11 protein-coding genes are annotated in these 14,592 nt (G+C 44.7%); 5 read left to right on the forward strand and 6 right to left on the reverse strand.

Translation table 11 applies throughout. The features are described 5' to 3' along the window. Positions 1–268 precede the first annotated feature (268 nt). Positions 269–2,083 carry an autotransporter assembly complex protein TamA gene (locus JKP82_RS14355; RefSeq protein WP_218397552.1) on the forward strand — a complete coding sequence of 605 codons (1,815 nt, stop codon included), beginning with the start codon at positions 269–271 and terminating at the stop codon, positions 2,081–2,083. Continuing rightward, complete coding sequence (locus tag JKP82_RS14360) at positions 2,080–5,934, forward strand: translocation/assembly module TamB domain-containing protein (protein ID WP_218397553.1); 3,855 nt, start codon at positions 2,080–2,082, stop codon at positions 5,932–5,934. The genes JKP82_RS14355 and JKP82_RS14360 overlap by 4 nt, the downstream gene beginning before the upstream one ends. A gap of 139 nt (positions 5,935–6,073) precedes the next feature. Here the strand turns inward: JKP82_RS14360 and JKP82_RS14365 are convergent, their stop codons facing one another. Both JKP82_RS14365 and JKP82_RS14370 read right to left on the reverse strand, forming a co-directional pair. Next, complete coding sequence (locus tag JKP82_RS14365) at positions 6,074–6,670, reverse strand: hypothetical protein (RefSeq protein WP_159534172.1); 597 nt, start codon at positions 6,668–6,670, stop codon at positions 6,074–6,076. Continuing rightward, positions 6,663–7,160 carry an RNA polymerase sigma factor gene (locus JKP82_RS14370; protein WP_129740708.1) on the reverse strand — a complete coding sequence of 166 codons (498 nt, stop codon included), beginning with the start codon at positions 7,158–7,160 and terminating at the stop codon, positions 6,663–6,665. The genes JKP82_RS14365 and JKP82_RS14370 overlap by 8 nt, the downstream gene beginning before the upstream one ends. A 249-nt stretch (positions 7,161–7,409) precedes the next feature. Here JKP82_RS14370 and JKP82_RS14375 point away from each other — a divergent pair, with 249 nt between their 5' ends. Continuing rightward, positions 7,410–7,685, forward strand: a complete 276-nt coding sequence (locus JKP82_RS14375) for a hypothetical protein (protein ID WP_159534174.1) — start codon at positions 7,410–7,412, stop codon at positions 7,683–7,685. A gap of 3 nt (positions 7,686–7,688) precedes the next feature. Here the strand turns inward: JKP82_RS14375 and JKP82_RS14380 are convergent, their stop codons facing one another. From JKP82_RS14380 to proB, 4 genes are read right to left on the reverse strand one after another with little or no spacing between them, the layout of a single operon-like run. Next, positions 7,689–8,591, reverse strand: a complete 903-nt coding sequence (locus tag JKP82_RS14380) for a DMT family transporter (RefSeq protein WP_218397554.1) — start codon at positions 8,589–8,591, stop codon at positions 7,689–7,691. Next, a complete protein-coding gene (locus JKP82_RS14385; protein ID WP_218397555.1) occupies positions 8,588–9,628 on the reverse strand; it encodes a D-2-hydroxyacid dehydrogenase in 1,041 nt (346 codons plus the stop codon). Before JKP82_RS14385 ends, JKP82_RS14380 begins: the two co-directional genes overlap by 4 nt. Continuing rightward, positions 9,618–10,091 (reverse strand): acyl-CoA thioesterase, encoded by a 474-nt coding sequence (locus JKP82_RS14390; protein ID WP_159534180.1) that lies wholly within the window; start codon positions 10,089–10,091, stop codon positions 9,618–9,620. The genes JKP82_RS14385 and JKP82_RS14390 overlap by 11 nt, the downstream gene beginning before the upstream one ends. Before the next feature lie 35 nt (positions 10,092–10,126). Continuing rightward, positions 10,127–11,224 carry a glutamate 5-kinase gene (gene proB / locus JKP82_RS14395; RefSeq protein ID WP_218397556.1) on the reverse strand — a complete coding sequence of 366 codons (1,098 nt, stop codon included), beginning with the start codon at positions 11,222–11,224 and terminating at the stop codon, positions 10,127–10,129. A gap of 226 nt (positions 11,225–11,450) precedes the next feature. On the opposite strand from proB, the gene JKP82_RS14400 reads away from it, so the two are divergent. Then, on the forward strand, positions 11,451–13,874 hold the full coding sequence (locus JKP82_RS14400) for a M1 family metallopeptidase (protein WP_373996605.1): 2,424 nt from the start codon (positions 11,451–11,453) through the stop codon (positions 13,872–13,874). After that, the gene (locus JKP82_RS14405; protein WP_201299289.1) at positions 13,864–14,427 is read left to right on the forward strand and encodes a DUF6702 family protein; all 564 of its coding nucleotides are present in this window, start codon (positions 13,864–13,866) and stop codon (positions 14,425–14,427) included. Before JKP82_RS14400 ends, JKP82_RS14405 begins: the two co-directional genes overlap by 11 nt. Positions 14,428–14,592 lie beyond the last annotated feature (165 nt).

Consider the following 14,592-nt stretch of genomic DNA (forward strand, 5'->3'; position numbering starts at 1 on the left):
TACCACTATACAACATTTTATAATTTAAAAAGAAAGTTCAATTGTAATAATTGGTTACATTCAGACAAAACACTACACTAAAAAGTGCTTAACATTAACCTGTACTTTAGTTGTGCTTTTTTACTAAATACACAGTATACAAAGGGGTATGGTATTATCAGCATCGTCGATGCTGTGTTGCTTATCTCGTATCATATTAGCGCCCCCTTTTTCGTAAAGGCTGAAACCGCGCCGTCTCTTTTTTTGCTACAAGGAATCGCATTTTTCAATGCCACTGTGCTTTATATCTTCTTTAAAAACGCTGCTAACGGGTATTAAAGCCTGGCGCTACCAAGGGTATGCTCTTCGGTTTTTATCGCTGTGCCTATTGGTAATTTTTATCGCCTCAGCTCAAGCGGTTACCTATAAAATCAATGGGGTAAAGCAAGACAAGCTTAAAGATAATATTCGCTTGCACTTGAATAATTTAGATGTAGAAACTGAACTACTGAACGATCCATTCTGGCAGGACGAGGTTATCGCTACAGTAGCCACCGCTGTGCAGCCCTTTGGCTATTACAATAGCAATGCAACGGTAGAAGTCACCAAGAACGATGAGGTCGTTGTAACCGTTTCACTTAGCGACCCTCTTCTTGTATCAAAAGTCACTCGAGAAATTATTGGTGTAGGCCGAGAAGATAGCGACTTTAGAAGCCGTTTTAATGCGTTTTCACTTAAAGAAGGAGATGTACTTAATCAGCCCGCTTACGAGTCGTTTAAGTCATCGATGTTCAATTATGCCTTATCTCATGGTTACTTCGATTTTTATTGGCAGGCCACGCGGTTAGATTTAGTCAGAGAAGAAAAAGAAGCTAACATTCTCCTCATTGCCCAAAGCGGCTCTCGTTATAACTTTGGTAAATTAAAATTCATTGGGGAAGACAAAGCGAAAGCGATTATCAAACGACTAACTCCGTTTGAAGAAGGCGAGCCTTATTCCTCAGCAAAATTGTCTGACTTCAACCGTTCATTAAATCAATCAGGGTATTTCAACCGTGTTATTGCACGGCCTGTAGTGAGTGACGCTGAGGGACTGAATGTCCCTATTGAAGTTTCGTTAGCACATCGTCCTCGTGATGCTTTTGATGTCTCTATCGGTGCTGCTACCGACACAGGTCCACGTGTTACATTAGGCTGGGAGCGCCCTTGGTTAAATGATCGCGGTCATTCTATTTCCTCCGATATTTTTATCTCTCAACCCGAGCAATCGGTTACGGCTGACTATCGCATTCCTATGCAGAATATCACCAAAGATTACGTTAGCTTTGAAGCGGGTTATCAGTTCATTGAATATAGTAACACTTCGTTTGAAAGTGAAACCTTATCGCTTGCTGCCCACCGTTACTTTCAAGAAAATCATTCGCCATGGCAACACGATGGATCTATCACCTATTTACGAGAAACCTATGATCAAGGTGACACTGACAACAACACAACGTCACTCATACTGCCAGGCTACTCTATTACCTACGTTACCAAAGATAACGACCTTAATATTAACAACGGCAATTATTTTCAGTTTTTAACCCAAGTAGGGCGAGATAATCTTGGCTCTGACATCAATATTGTGAAATCTGTAATGGAAGGCATGGTCATTCGTACATTTTTTGATGTGCATCGGGTGTCTATTCGGGGCGAGCTCGGCGCAATAAAAACCAATGATTTTTCGCAAATACCTACATCACTGCGGTTTTATGCTGGTGGCGACCAAAGTGTTCGAGGCTTCGATTATCGAGAAATATCTCCTACCGATGAGGTTATCGACCCTGAAACCGGTGACATCGTAACCGATGCTATTGGCGGAAAATACTTGGCCACGGCTAGCGTGGAATATGCCTATCGCATTGCACAAAATTGGCGTATTGCGGCCTTTACTGATGCGGGCACAGCAACCAATGATTTAGATACTACATTAACTTACAGCGTGGGGACGGGGTTTCACTGGCTGTCTCCCATAGGTCCAGTTCGGGTATACGTAGCCCGAGGCTTTGCGCCAGATGAAAAGACATGGCAACTGCACCTGATGTTGGGGCCTGAGTTATGAGAAAGCGAACGATTTCAACCATTCTATTAACGCCTGTAATTATCGTAGTGTTTGTTTATGGTTTATTAATTAGTCCATTAGGTGGGCCGACCATTCGCGTTATTGCCAATAACCTAGTGAATGGGCTAAGTATTAAGAGCATTGAGGGCGGCCTTGCTGACAACATCACCATTTCACATGTAAAGTGGGAAAATGCACAGTGGCGGGTGCACGCTGACTATGTGTACCTTGATGTCACGTGGCGCTGTATTTTTGAACCTAGAGTCTGCGTGAACGAAATGAATGCCAACGATATTATTGTTGAGCAATTAAGCACTTCACCGAAAGCAGAATCAACCGAAGAAACAGGAAGTTTTACGCTGCCTTTACCTATTGAGGTAAGCCTAGCCAAGGTTGAGCGCTTTGCGCTAAAAATGCCGGGGGAGACGGTTGAATTAGGAAAATTAAGCTTAGATGATTTCTTGGGTAACGATACGCTGGCGATTTCATCGTTATCGCTTGAAAATTTAGCCGTTACCCTTCATCAAGATGAAGTTTCCTCTCAAGCGACAGCCAGTTCAAGTAACGCTAACAATAGTGATGCTGCCTCTGAGACTTATGCTAGTAACTCTAACAATGCACCTGAAAGTCGTACTGACAATAGTGCCACTAACAAATCACTGCCAAAGTCCTATTCGCTATCGTACACCGCTCCAGAACTGCCGACGGTTTCATCGCCTATTCCAATAAAAATCGGTGAGTTTTCATTGACCAATGGCACATTAAACCAAGGCGATTCAGCCCAAACCTTATCGGTATTCGCTTTTGAGGATTTTGAATTCGCGAATGCCAGTGTGTCCCTCGCCAATTTGAATGTGGAACACCCTCAAGGAACACTTAGTGGTGACATAGCCATTACCCTAGATGGTGCCTATCCGTTGTCAGTTTCACTGAACGGTAGCGGCCTTATAAGCGACAACCAGCAGCAAGTAGACTTTCAAGCATCAGGGTCGTTAGCAGCACTTGAAGCTGACCTTAAAACTGAAGGGGCGATGAATGCAAAAGTGAATTTGTCAGCCGATGTACTTAGCGACAACCTGCCCATTTCATTTAGCGCAACGTGGAAAAAACAACCCTTACCAACCATGAAATCCGGCACCTTACACGATGGCGCGCTAACCCTTAATGGCACCATGGGCGACTACCTCTTAGATGGCGGCGCTGCAGCTACCTTGCCTGATATCGGCAAGGTGCCTGTGGCGCTAAATGTGGTGCTAAAAGAACATAATATTTTTGTGAACGAGGCCAAAATTGAAGCATTGGAAGGCAGTATTAGTAATACCGGCACCTTGTATTTAGATGAGGCTATCTCTTGGGAAGGAAACACCACTTTTACCAATGTCTCTGGTGTTCAGTTTTCCAAGTACGCGCCAGCGCAATTAGAGGGCGGTTTTACCAGTGTGATGCAGTACACAGAAAAAGGCCCCCACGTCAGTATTCGGGAATTAGATCTTAAAGGCATTTTGCAAAACAAGCCCTTTTCAGTAGCGGGCGCTTTCGTTTATTCCGGCCCCAGCGACTTGCTTGTTGCCTCACTTACCGTAGAGCAAGCCGACAATAAAATTGATGTTATAGGTCAACTGCTAAACAAACGCTATATCAACGCCGATATTGGCCTTAATGTAGCGGCCATTGCCGACCTTTACCCTGAAATAGCTGGAGCGATTTCTGGCAACATAAAAGCCACCGGTCCGTGGACTAACCCTATTGCGACCGGCGCACTTAATTTTTCAAATATTACGGTGTCGCCAGCGCTTTCAAACGCAGTAGCCCAACAAGGCGAAATCAACGGCAAGCTTGTCATCGACGGCTCATACACAGACCATAAGGCCGACCTTGATGTAACCATACCGGAACATAGTGTTGCCCTAAGCGTTGCAGGAAAATGGCAAGACAACACATGGGCAGGACAGTTAGAACAGAGCAAACTAAAGCTCGCAAACATGCAATGGGCGTTATCTTCTCCTTTTGCGCTAAATATAGGCAGCGCCCCCTTTAGCGCAAGCGTGGGCGAACACTGCTGGCACTCTAGGGAAGATGGTGAGCTTTGTATCACCAGCTTGAACTACCAAGAGAATAAAGCGAAGTGGAATGTATGGGCCAAGGCATTACCTGTGGGGTTATGGGCATACGAGCTTGCGCCAGATATGATAGCGGCAGCCGCACCGGCAACCTTATCGATGAAAACCCAAGGGCAATATTCTCAAGCCGATCCTATCGATGCGACTTTTACGGCGTCTTTATCACCTGCCACCTGGCAGTTAGGAAAAGAAAGGCCACTAGCAATAACGGTTAACTCTGTGGAAACAACAGGAACGTTCAGGCAAGGAGAGCTTAAGTCCCAGTCGCTTATTAACAGTGAAGATTTAGGTAATGCCACCCTTAATGTAAATACGTCTCCCTTTGAAACGCGCAAACCCATTAGCGGTAACCTAGAACTGGTTAACATTGATGTAGCGCCACTGAAGCCTTTATCTCCAGCTATTCGCACCCTCACAGGTGTGATGAATGGCACTATCACATTGGCTGGGTTTATCGACTCACCAGACCTCACGGGTGAATTACAAATAGAAAACGGCGCCATTGATATTCAGGACACGCCAGTGTCATTAGAAAACTGGACTCAATCAATTACGTTAAACGGACAACAAGCCAACTTCGACGGCACGTTTTTGCTGGGCGGTGGAAAAGGGGCGCTAAACGGCGATCTCAATTGGTCTGATGTACCAAGCGCGAATATTAATTTGAAAGGTGACAAATTTGAGGTGCGCCAGCCCAATATGCGTTTACGGGTATCGCCAGATTTGAAAGTAGCGGCTACCGCTGACAAGGTTGATGTAACAGGCAGTGTAAATATACCGTGGGCGCGAATAGAAGTTGAGTCGCTACCTGAAAGCGCGGTGTCACCGTCTAAAGATGTTCACCTTCGCGGCGAACCCCCCAAAGAAGAGCCCCTTGATATTGTGCATGCGTCTGTGATGGTCAATATTGATAAAGCTAAAACCGGTGAAGTGAAGCTGGAAGCATTTGGTTTAACGGCAAGCTTACACGGTGGTGTAAAAGTGAATAACCAACCCGCCTTGGTGGGATTTGGTGATTTACAAATACTCAACGGCCGTTATAACGCCTATGGTCAGCAACTTGTTATTCAAACGGGTGAAGTACAGTTTAATGGTCCTATCGATCAGCCTATGCTGCTGATTGAAGCCATTCGCGACCCAGATAAAACTGACGATGATGTGATTGCCGGCATTAGGATAGACGGGGCAGCCGATTCTCCTAGTATTAATTTGTTCTCTGAACCTGCCATGGATCAGCAAAACGTACTCTCGTACCTGCTTACAGGGTCGGGGCCAGACGCTGAAAGCGAAGATCCTAACTACGCTGCATTGCTAGTGGGTTTTGGGCTTTCAAATACCAAAACCTTAACTGGCCAAGTTGGCAAAGCATTAGGTATTGATGATTTCAGCTTAAGCACTAACGAGAACAAACTATCTGTAACTGGCCAGATTAACGACAGGTTAACGGCTGAATACAACGTGGATGTGGGGTTAAGCAACAATGACTCAAGCAGCACCCTCCGCCGTCGGCAAGAACCACCCGATTTAGCATTGCGATACCGCTTGCTGCCTCGTTTGTTTTTAGAAGCGGTACAAACCACCATTGAAGATCAGTCTGAATTCGCTTTAGATTTATATTATGAATTCTTCTTAGGTGAAGAGAAAGACGATGATGTTGTTAGCAAGGATGAAAGCAGCGATACCAGTAACGGTGAAGCTGCTACCCCAAAAGCCGCGAACAGCAAAAATTAGATAACTAATATTGACGAGGTCGGCAGGCTCCGTATTACTCGTCAATAGAATTCGCCACTCTTCAACTGAATAAGAATATGGCTATCGTTTTTAATGGTCTTTGTTGGTTGACATCCATTCGATAGGCTTTCACGAATAGCTAGCCACCGTCACTCATATCCTCTAATGCCTTTAGCTTTTTTTCAAATTGCTTCTGTCTTCGATGGGCCCAAACATACCACACCGCCATGATGCCAGCGGTGATTGCCGTTACCAGCAGTACTACCCCATACTCCCTTTCTTCAGCTGCCTTAGCCAAAGTAAAAATGGTATTAAACGCAATAACAATAAATACGGCTACCCAGGCAGAGTGTTTATTAATAAAGGCAATACGTGCATTGTTTTTAAACTGCTTTTTCAATTGTTGTACATGATTGCTAGTTTGCGCATTACTGCCAAACGCAGCCACTCTTCTAAGCCAAAGCTGATAGCCAAGCAAAGGGATAACGAGAGACATAAGACCAAAATACAAGACGCGAGCTGCAACCGGAAGCTCTTCCCAGTAATGTATAAAAATCCAAATGCCTGGCACCAATGACAAACAATCCATTAAAAAATAAAGTCGCTGCTTTCTTATTTGGCTTTTAAACGTTTTTTTCACCTCTTCCACATCTACATTCGACACGGGTTGGGCTTGCCATAGCGCGCTAAGGTCATTGTCACGGCTATTATCAGCGCTTTTGTTGTTATCATTCATCAGAGTTTCCTTCCAATACACTTGCTTTAGCACGCTTTAAAATAACCCCTACATGCGATTTAGTGAGGCCGCATATATCTGCAATCTCATCGTAAGATAAGCCTTCTAAAGAAAGGGTAAGTACTTGGCGTGGCTGTACCGCGAGAGCGCGTACTTTAACGAGTAATCGCGATAGCGATTGTTGCTGGCTGGTGGCGGTTTCAGGGGAAATTTGCGACGCTTGCTCAATAACAACGTCATCATTGTACTCGTCGGTGTCGATGCGCTTCACCTGATTGGCCACGTGAGTAACGGCGCGGTTATGGGCTATTTTTAGAATATAGGTTTTTACACTGCTATCGCCTTTGAAACGAGTAAGCCCCTGCCACACAGCTATGGCTATTTCTTGTAGCAACTCTTGCTGTAGCGCATGGTTAGCCTCGTAACTGTTTGCGACACGGCTTAATAAACTGCCGTACTGCGCAAACACATCTTCAAATCCTTGCCCCAATCTCTCGTCCTCAGTATTTCTTATTATTAACTGCGCTGCATTGCCAACTATTACGGTAAAAGCCACTCATTTACTTTTCTAACATGCATGTTTTGACAGAAATCATTCGTGCTTATTTTGTATAGTCTGGGGCTAGCGAAAAAAATTACATCTATCTGTAATTTTTTTTGAAAGCCAAAGACTAGTAATGATGAAGAGGGTGGTGAAAGCACCTTCATCGGTTACAACACTTTTACCTTGGAGCACACTATGTCTACGCTAAGCATTTTTTTACTTATTGGTTTTATTGCCACTATCGCCCTTGGCGCAAGTTACTTAGATGCCAAGTTTCAATGGCGCCTCAACGACTGGATGAACGGCACCTGTAGCAATCCTTTCATTGCTAGTAAAGCGACACAGCAACAACAGCTTATTGAGAAAAAAGATAAGCAAATTGAGGCCTTGATTGAACGGGTAGAAACACTCGAAGCTATAGTGACCGAGCCCGCATTCGAGCTTAATCAAAAAATAAATGCACTTAAGTAAGGCTTAACTACTTAGGGGTGGTCGACGCATAAACATGGGTACTTTACCCATCGCTATGGCGTTGCCCACCAGCACCACTACTACGCCAAGTACAGACAGCCAGCTCCACCTATAACCTTCAAAAAAAGTGGAGATAACAAGTGCCACAATGGGATAAACCAGTACCACATAAGCCGCTTTGTCTGCGCCTATTTGCTTTAGTAGCTTCATGTACGAGCCAAACGCCAACACCGAACCGAAAATAGCCAAATAAAGCAACGAAATATAGAACTCAGGGGCAGTAGGAATGACCAAGGTGTCGTTTGTGAACCACGCGGTAACATAGAGCATCATCATGGCATAGCTCATGGCGTAAAAATTCATTTGAATAACCGGTGTGCCCGAGGTGAGGATCCGCTCTGAAATAACGTTACCAATTGATGCACTGAAAAAAGAAACAAACGCAATAGAAAGGCCAGCCGCTAACGCAGCGTCCATCGATACTTTTGAAAACTCAGGCACGAACAAGCAAATAATACCCGCAAGCCCAAACGTAGCGCCCACCACCACTTCTAAACGAATAGGCTGCTTTAACCACCACCGCCGAAGTACCACATTAAAGTAAATAATGCTGGAACTCATAAGAGCGAGTAACGCGCTGATAATATGCGCCTGCGCCATATATAGCAGGGTATAGTTGAGGCAATATAGAAAGAAGCCTACTCCAGCCATTTTAATGTGTATGTGCAGCGGTAGCTTAAACGGCAAGCCGCGCACTATACAAAACAGCCCTAAACACAATGCAGCTAACGTATAGCGCCATGCTACGGCCAGGGTTTCAGCGGTGTGCCCTATCTGATACGTAATGGCTATCCAGGTTGAACCCCAAATGAGTGTACAAATGGCAAATAGCACACCATTGCTCATGGTTGAGCATCTATAAACTGAATTAGATGGTTTATAGCCATGTTAAACAGCCGCTGACGAGACTCATTCGCCATCCACGCCGTATGAGGGGTAACAATAAGATTGGGAATAGTACCCGTTAACAATGGATGATCGGCTGGGGGAGGTTCTTGAGATATAACATCAACCGCCGCGCCGCCTATTTTTCCGCATTTAAGCGCATCCACCAGCGCGGCTTCGTCAATTAGCCCGCCTCTGGCGGTATTAATAAGAAAACTGGTAGGTTTCATCAACGACAATCGACTTTCGTTAAAAAGGTGGTAGTTATCATCCGTTAGTGGGCAATGCAGGCTAACCACATCGGCGATAGGTAATAATGATTCTAATGAAGGTCGAGTGTCTCGCTTGTTATCGATGCGCCCCTCTGAAGAAACGCCGCCTGGCCGCGCTGCAATACTCACCTTCATACCCATTGCGATAAATAGCGCTTCAACTCGCTTTCCCAACTCTCCATGACCTACTATAACCGCGTGCTTTCCAGCAAGCTCCACAATGGGATGCTCGGTTAAGCAAAAGTGCGGCGATGTTGCCCATTTACCTTGGTTTACATCGTTATGATACTGAGGAAACGCAGTGGCTAAATTGAGGAGCAACATTAAAGTATGCTGGGCAACACTGTCGGTGCCATAACCTTCCACATTCTGCACGGGAATATTGTGCGTTTGGCAGTAACTAGTATCTACGTTGTTAGTACCTGTGGCCAATACACCCACATACTTTAGCACCTTGGCTTGTTGCAGCGCCTCGCTATCTAATACTACCTTGTTGGTAAGTACGATATCGGCATTCGCTATTCTGGCAACGACCTCTTCCGGAAGGGTGTTGTCATAGCAAGTTAGCTCAACATTTACGTTGTTGAGCAATGACGTATCTAATGTGTCTGAATTCAGTAAATCTGCACTAAACGTTTCAGCATCAAGAAAAACCCCTGTTAGCTTTTTATGAGTATGTTTTTTCGTGCTTTTAGTGCCTGCTTGGGCGGCTTGACTATTGGCCACCGGCATTTCCTTGATTGACTACCTCGCCGATAGACTCGCAAATAGACTCAAGGGCGGTTTTTATATTAACGGGTATAGGCACTGCTTTGTCAGAGAGTCTGTCGACAAATACATGTACAAACTGACCGTGCGCCACGCGGCGTTTGGCGTCACCGGCATATACCGACAAACCGTAAGTAACCGAACTTCGTCCTAACTTTATTACCCTTAACCCAACGTAAATTGTTTCGGGGTAGGCGGCGGGAGCAATGTATTGGCATTGACTGCTAACGACATAAGCAACAGCGCTACTTTCTTGAATATTAAGGCCACCTTCATCAATTAAAAAGCGATTTACAGCAGTATCAAAAAAGCTGTAATACATCACGTTATTAATGTGACCGTAGGCGTCGTTGTCTTGCCAGCGAGTGGCAATTTCAAGGTGATAAGGGTAATCGTTGAGCGATGGAGTAATGTCTGTCATGCGTGGCGTTATCCCAAAAGTTAAAAATGTGGAAACTAAAGCAATACCAAATCGTCGCGATGTACAACCACGTCGGTCGTTTCATAACCTAACACATCCGCGATGTGCTGCGACTTCTTCCCTTTTATCAGTATTAAATCTCGAGCGTTATAAAGGGCCAAGCCTTTGGCAATAACTTGGGCTTCAAAGCAAATTTCTACTGCTTCCCCTTGGTTAAAGTTACCTTCTATGTTCGTTATACCTGAAGGTAACAATGATGCTCCGCGGTCAACCAAAGCGGCTTTCGCACCTTCATCTACATGAATACGGCCACACGTTTTAAGCGTATGCGTTAACCATAAACGTCGTGCTTTTTTAGGTGAATTGCTGGCATGAAATAAGGTGCCAGGAATAGAACCGTTTAGCATGGCATCGAAAGACGCCCCTTTTCTACCATTCACGATAATAGTTTGTATACCACTACTGGTGCATTTATCTGCCGCTTCAATTTTTGTTTGCATACCACCTGTACCCACTGAAGTACCCGCACCACCAGCGAGTTTATAAATCGATTCATCGATGTTGTGCACTTCACTGATTAATGTAGCGTTTGGATCTTTACGGGGATCAGCCGTGTACAACCCATCAATATCGGAACAAATAATCAGTGTATCGGCTTGAGCGACGAGCGCGGTATATGCACCAAGGTTATCGTTATCACCCACTTTTAGCTCGTTCACGGCGACGGTATCGTTCTCATTAACAATGGGAAGCGCATTATGATTTAGTAGTTCTCTTAGGGTGTTTTTAATATTCACATAGCGAGTGCGGTCTCGAAGATCGTCGGCTGTAAGTAAAACCTGCGCACAAGGAAAGTCGAAAAAGCGTTGCCAGTTTGCCATCATTTGGGTTTGACCAATGGCGGCCATCGCCTGCTTTTCGGCAATAGATGCATTGTGGCGAATTTTCACTTTGCTTCGCCCTGCTGCCACGCTGCCCGAGGAAACCAAAATAATTTCTTTGCCAGATTCACGGCTTATCGTGATGAAGCGTGCTAATGCCAATAAAAATCGGGCGCTACACTCATCGCCATTTGGCGCAATAAGGGCGCTACCTACTTTAATTACGGCACGCTGCCAATTGAGACGGTTCATAAGAAGATGATGCAAGAAAACAGGGGTTAAGAATACGACACTTCGCTTTTTAAACAAACGTTATGTTACAGTTTTTTGCGTTAAAATAGGGCGAGTTTACGGCCAAAAACTGGGATAAAAGTAAAAGGGCTTATATAATAGTTCGCTTATTTTATTATAAAAATAACCGGGAATCTCCATGAATAAGCACCAACGACATCTTTTCTGGCTTGCGCCAGTGTTGTCTATGCTGATTTATCTTCCATTCGCCAACGCAGCAATAAATCAAACAAAAGGCGATTTTGAAGATAAGTTCCGTCAGCTAGATGAATCACTTCCTACCCCCAATGTATATCGAAATGCAGCGGGTGAGCCGGGTCATCAATACTGGCAACAACAAGTAGACTACAAAATTGACGTTAAACTGATTGAAGATACACGCCGTATTGAAGCCAGTGAAACCATTACTTATCACAACAATGCACCCGATACGTTGAAGTATTTATGGATCCAATTGGATCAGAATAAATTCCGCGACGATTCTATGTCAGCTCTTACCACTACGTTTGGTGGCATAGGCAACCGAGGCCCTGCAACGAAAACAGCCAGTGGCAGTAAGCCTGCTCAACTGAGCATGGCAGCACTTCGCCGCCAGCAGTTTGTTGACGATAACGAGTTGGGTTACACCATTTCACGAGTGCAAGACAGCGCAGGTAACGATTTACACCACGTTATCGTTGGTACGCTAATGCGTGTAGATTTAGCGCAACCTCTTCAACCTAAAAACAACGTCACTTTCGATATCGATTTTGCGTTCAATATTGTTGAAGAAGATGCCGTTTCTGCTCGTGCGGGTTACGAACACTTCCCAGATGACGAACGTGAAGGCGGTAACGATATTTTCTTACTAGCCCAATGGTTCCCTCGTTTAGCGGCTTATACCGATTACGAAGCATGGACAAACAAAGAGTTTATTGGCCGTGGTGAGTTCACCTTAGAATTCGGTAACTACGAAGTTGATATTACGGTTCCAGCCGATCATATCGTTTCTTCTACCGGTGTATTGCAAAACGCTGACGACGTGTTAACTAGCACGCAACGTAAACGTTTGAAAGAAGCGGAAGATGCTGAGCGAATTGTATTCGTGGTTACGGCTGAAGAAGCGCTAGAGAACGAAAAAGCGGGTACCAACAAGCAAAAAACATGGCGTTTTAAAGCCGACAACGTACGTGATTTCGCATGGGCTTCATCACGTAAATTTATGTGGGATGCCCGTGGTTACCAGCAAGGTGGGGATACGCAACCACTAGTGATGGCGATGTCTTTCTACCCGAAAGAAGGTGGTGAACTTTGGGAAAAGTACTCTACTGAATCTATTATCCACACTATGGATGTATACAGCCGCTTTAGTTTTGATTATCCGTATCCTGTAGCCCAGTCTGTAAATGGACCTGTAGGCGGCATGGAATACCCAATGATTACCTTCAACGGCCCACGCACCGAGCTTCGCGATGATGGCTCTCGTACTTATTCTTTGGCTGAAAAGCGCTTTTTAATTGGTGTAGTTATTCATGAAGTCGGTCATATCTACTTCCCAATGACAGTAAACTCTGATGAGCGTCAGTGGACATGGATGGACGAAGGTTTAAACAGTTTCCTAGACGGGGTTGCTGGACGTGAATGGGATCCAACCATTCCATGGGGCGTTGAGCCTCGCGACATTGTCAGCTACATGAAATCTGAAACACAAGTGCCTATCATGACCCAGTCTGATTCGGTACTTAAACTAGGTCCTAACGCTTACACCAAGCCAGCCGTCGCACTAAACATTCTTCGTGAAACCATTCTTGGCCGTGATTTGTTCGATTTCGCCTTTAAAGAATATGCACAGCGTTGGATGTTTAAACGCCCTACACCTTCTGATTTTTTCCGTACTATGGAAGAAGCTTCTGGTGTTGATTTAGATTGGTTCTGGCGCGGTTGGTTTTATACTACCGATCACGTTGATATCAGCCTAGATAGCGTTTACAAGCTTCGTTTGAACACTGAAGATCCTGATATTGATTTCGCCCGTGAGCGTGAAGCCGAACTTGATAAACCAAAGTCACTTACCGATATTCGCAATAAAGAAGAAGGGAAAGAGCTTTGGGTAGACCGTTTCGAAGATATCAAAGATTTCTATGACGAAAACGATCGTTACACAGTAACTAACAAAGAGCGCAACAAGTACCGTAGTTTCTTGAAGAAACTTGAGCCTTGGGAACGTAAAGCGTTTGAACGTGCGGTACGTGAGGACAAAAACTACTACGTGCTCGACTTTAGCAACAAGGGCGGCTTGGTTATGCCGATTATTCTTGAGCTAGCATTCGAGGATGGCACTACACAAGAGATGCGTATTCCTGCTGAAATTTGGCGTCGTACACCGAAAGCGGTAAGCAAGCTGATTGTCACTGAAAAAGGCAAAGAGCTAGTAAGCGTAACGGTTGACCCACATTGGGAAACCGCAGACGTAGATGTTGAAAACAACCATTATCCGCGTCAAATCATTCCTTCACGTATTGAAGCGTACAAGTCTAAGCCTCGTAACACTTACGAGTATCGCGATCTTATGAACGACGTAAAAACCGAGCTAAAGACCGACGATGATGACGAAGACGAAGATGACAACTAAGGTTATGCCTTTTCAGTTATCTGCTAAAAACCACAAGCAGAGCCTAACGGCGCTGCTTGTGGCTGTTTTTTTATGTACCGGTTTATTCAGTACTTGGGCTAACGCGCACCAAGTTAAAGCCGCTATCACAACAGTGTTGTTCAACCCTAGAACGCAAAACATTGAAGTAATGCACCGCTTTAACCTGCACGATGCCGAGCATGCTGTAAAAGTGCTGTTTGATAAGCACGCCGATATTATGGAAGAAGAGAAAACCCAACAAGCCTTCGCTGATTACGTGAGCAACCATTTTGCGTTGTTAAACGGTGAGGAAAAGTCATTAGACTTAGGTTTGGTCGGTTTTGAGTTGGATGGTAATCACTTTTGGGTGTACCAAGAAACCGCTCAACCGCCAGAGTTAGATGGTTTGATGATTCGTCACGATGCCTTACGTGATTTGTGGCCAACGCAAGTTAATACGTTAAACGTAGAAGGGAATGGGCCTTTAAAAACCCTGACCTTCACCGACAACGTCACCTTGCTTGAAGTGGAATTTGCTAGCGACCATCATTAATGCACTAAGCGCATTATGTACGTGTTACTTAATCTTTATTCAACTTCCTATTACTGATTTAAAGCACTGCCACTTCGCAGTGCTTTTTTATATCCCCCTGAAGTCTTATTCCCATTTGCGTTAATCTCGCCTAAGTTAACCTAATACCCAGTTTTTAGAACAATC

This window comes from Alteromonas lipotrueae (assembly GCF_019249215.1).
Taxonomy (GTDB): Bacteria; Pseudomonadota; Gammaproteobacteria; order Enterobacterales; family Alteromonadaceae; genus Alteromonas; species Alteromonas lipotrueae.

Excerpts from the sequence above, each read along its gene's own strand:
- JKP82_RS14355 (WP_218397552.1), top strand. The coding sequence starts at position 269 with ATGCCACTGTGCTTTATATCTTCTTTAAAAACGCTGCTAACGGGTATT.
- JKP82_RS14360 (WP_218397553.1), top strand. The coding sequence starts at position 2,080 with ATGAGAAAGCGAACGATTTCAACCATTCTATTAACGCCTGTAATTATC.
- JKP82_RS14365 (WP_159534172.1), bottom strand. The coding sequence starts at position 6,670 with ATGAATGATAACAACAAAAGCGCTGATAATAGCCGTGACAATGACCTT.
- JKP82_RS14375 (WP_159534174.1), top strand. The coding sequence starts at position 7,410 with ATGTCTACGCTAAGCATTTTTTTACTTATTGGTTTTATTGCCACTATC.
- JKP82_RS14380 (WP_218397554.1), bottom strand. The coding sequence starts at position 8,591 with ATGAGCAATGGTGTGCTATTTGCCATTTGTACACTCATTTGGGGTTCA.
- JKP82_RS14390 (WP_159534180.1), bottom strand. The coding sequence starts at position 10,091 with ATGACAGACATTACTCCATCGCTCAACGATTACCCTTATCACCTTGAA.
- proB (WP_218397556.1), bottom strand. The coding sequence starts at position 11,224 with ATGAACCGTCTCAATTGGCAGCGTGCCGTAATTAAAGTAGGTAGCGCC.
- JKP82_RS14400 (WP_373996605.1), top strand. The coding sequence starts at position 11,451 with ATGCTGATTTATCTTCCATTCGCCAACGCAGCAATAAATCAAACAAAA.
- JKP82_RS14405 (WP_201299289.1), top strand. The coding sequence starts at position 13,864 with ATGACAACTAAGGTTATGCCTTTTCAGTTATCTGCTAAAAACCACAAG.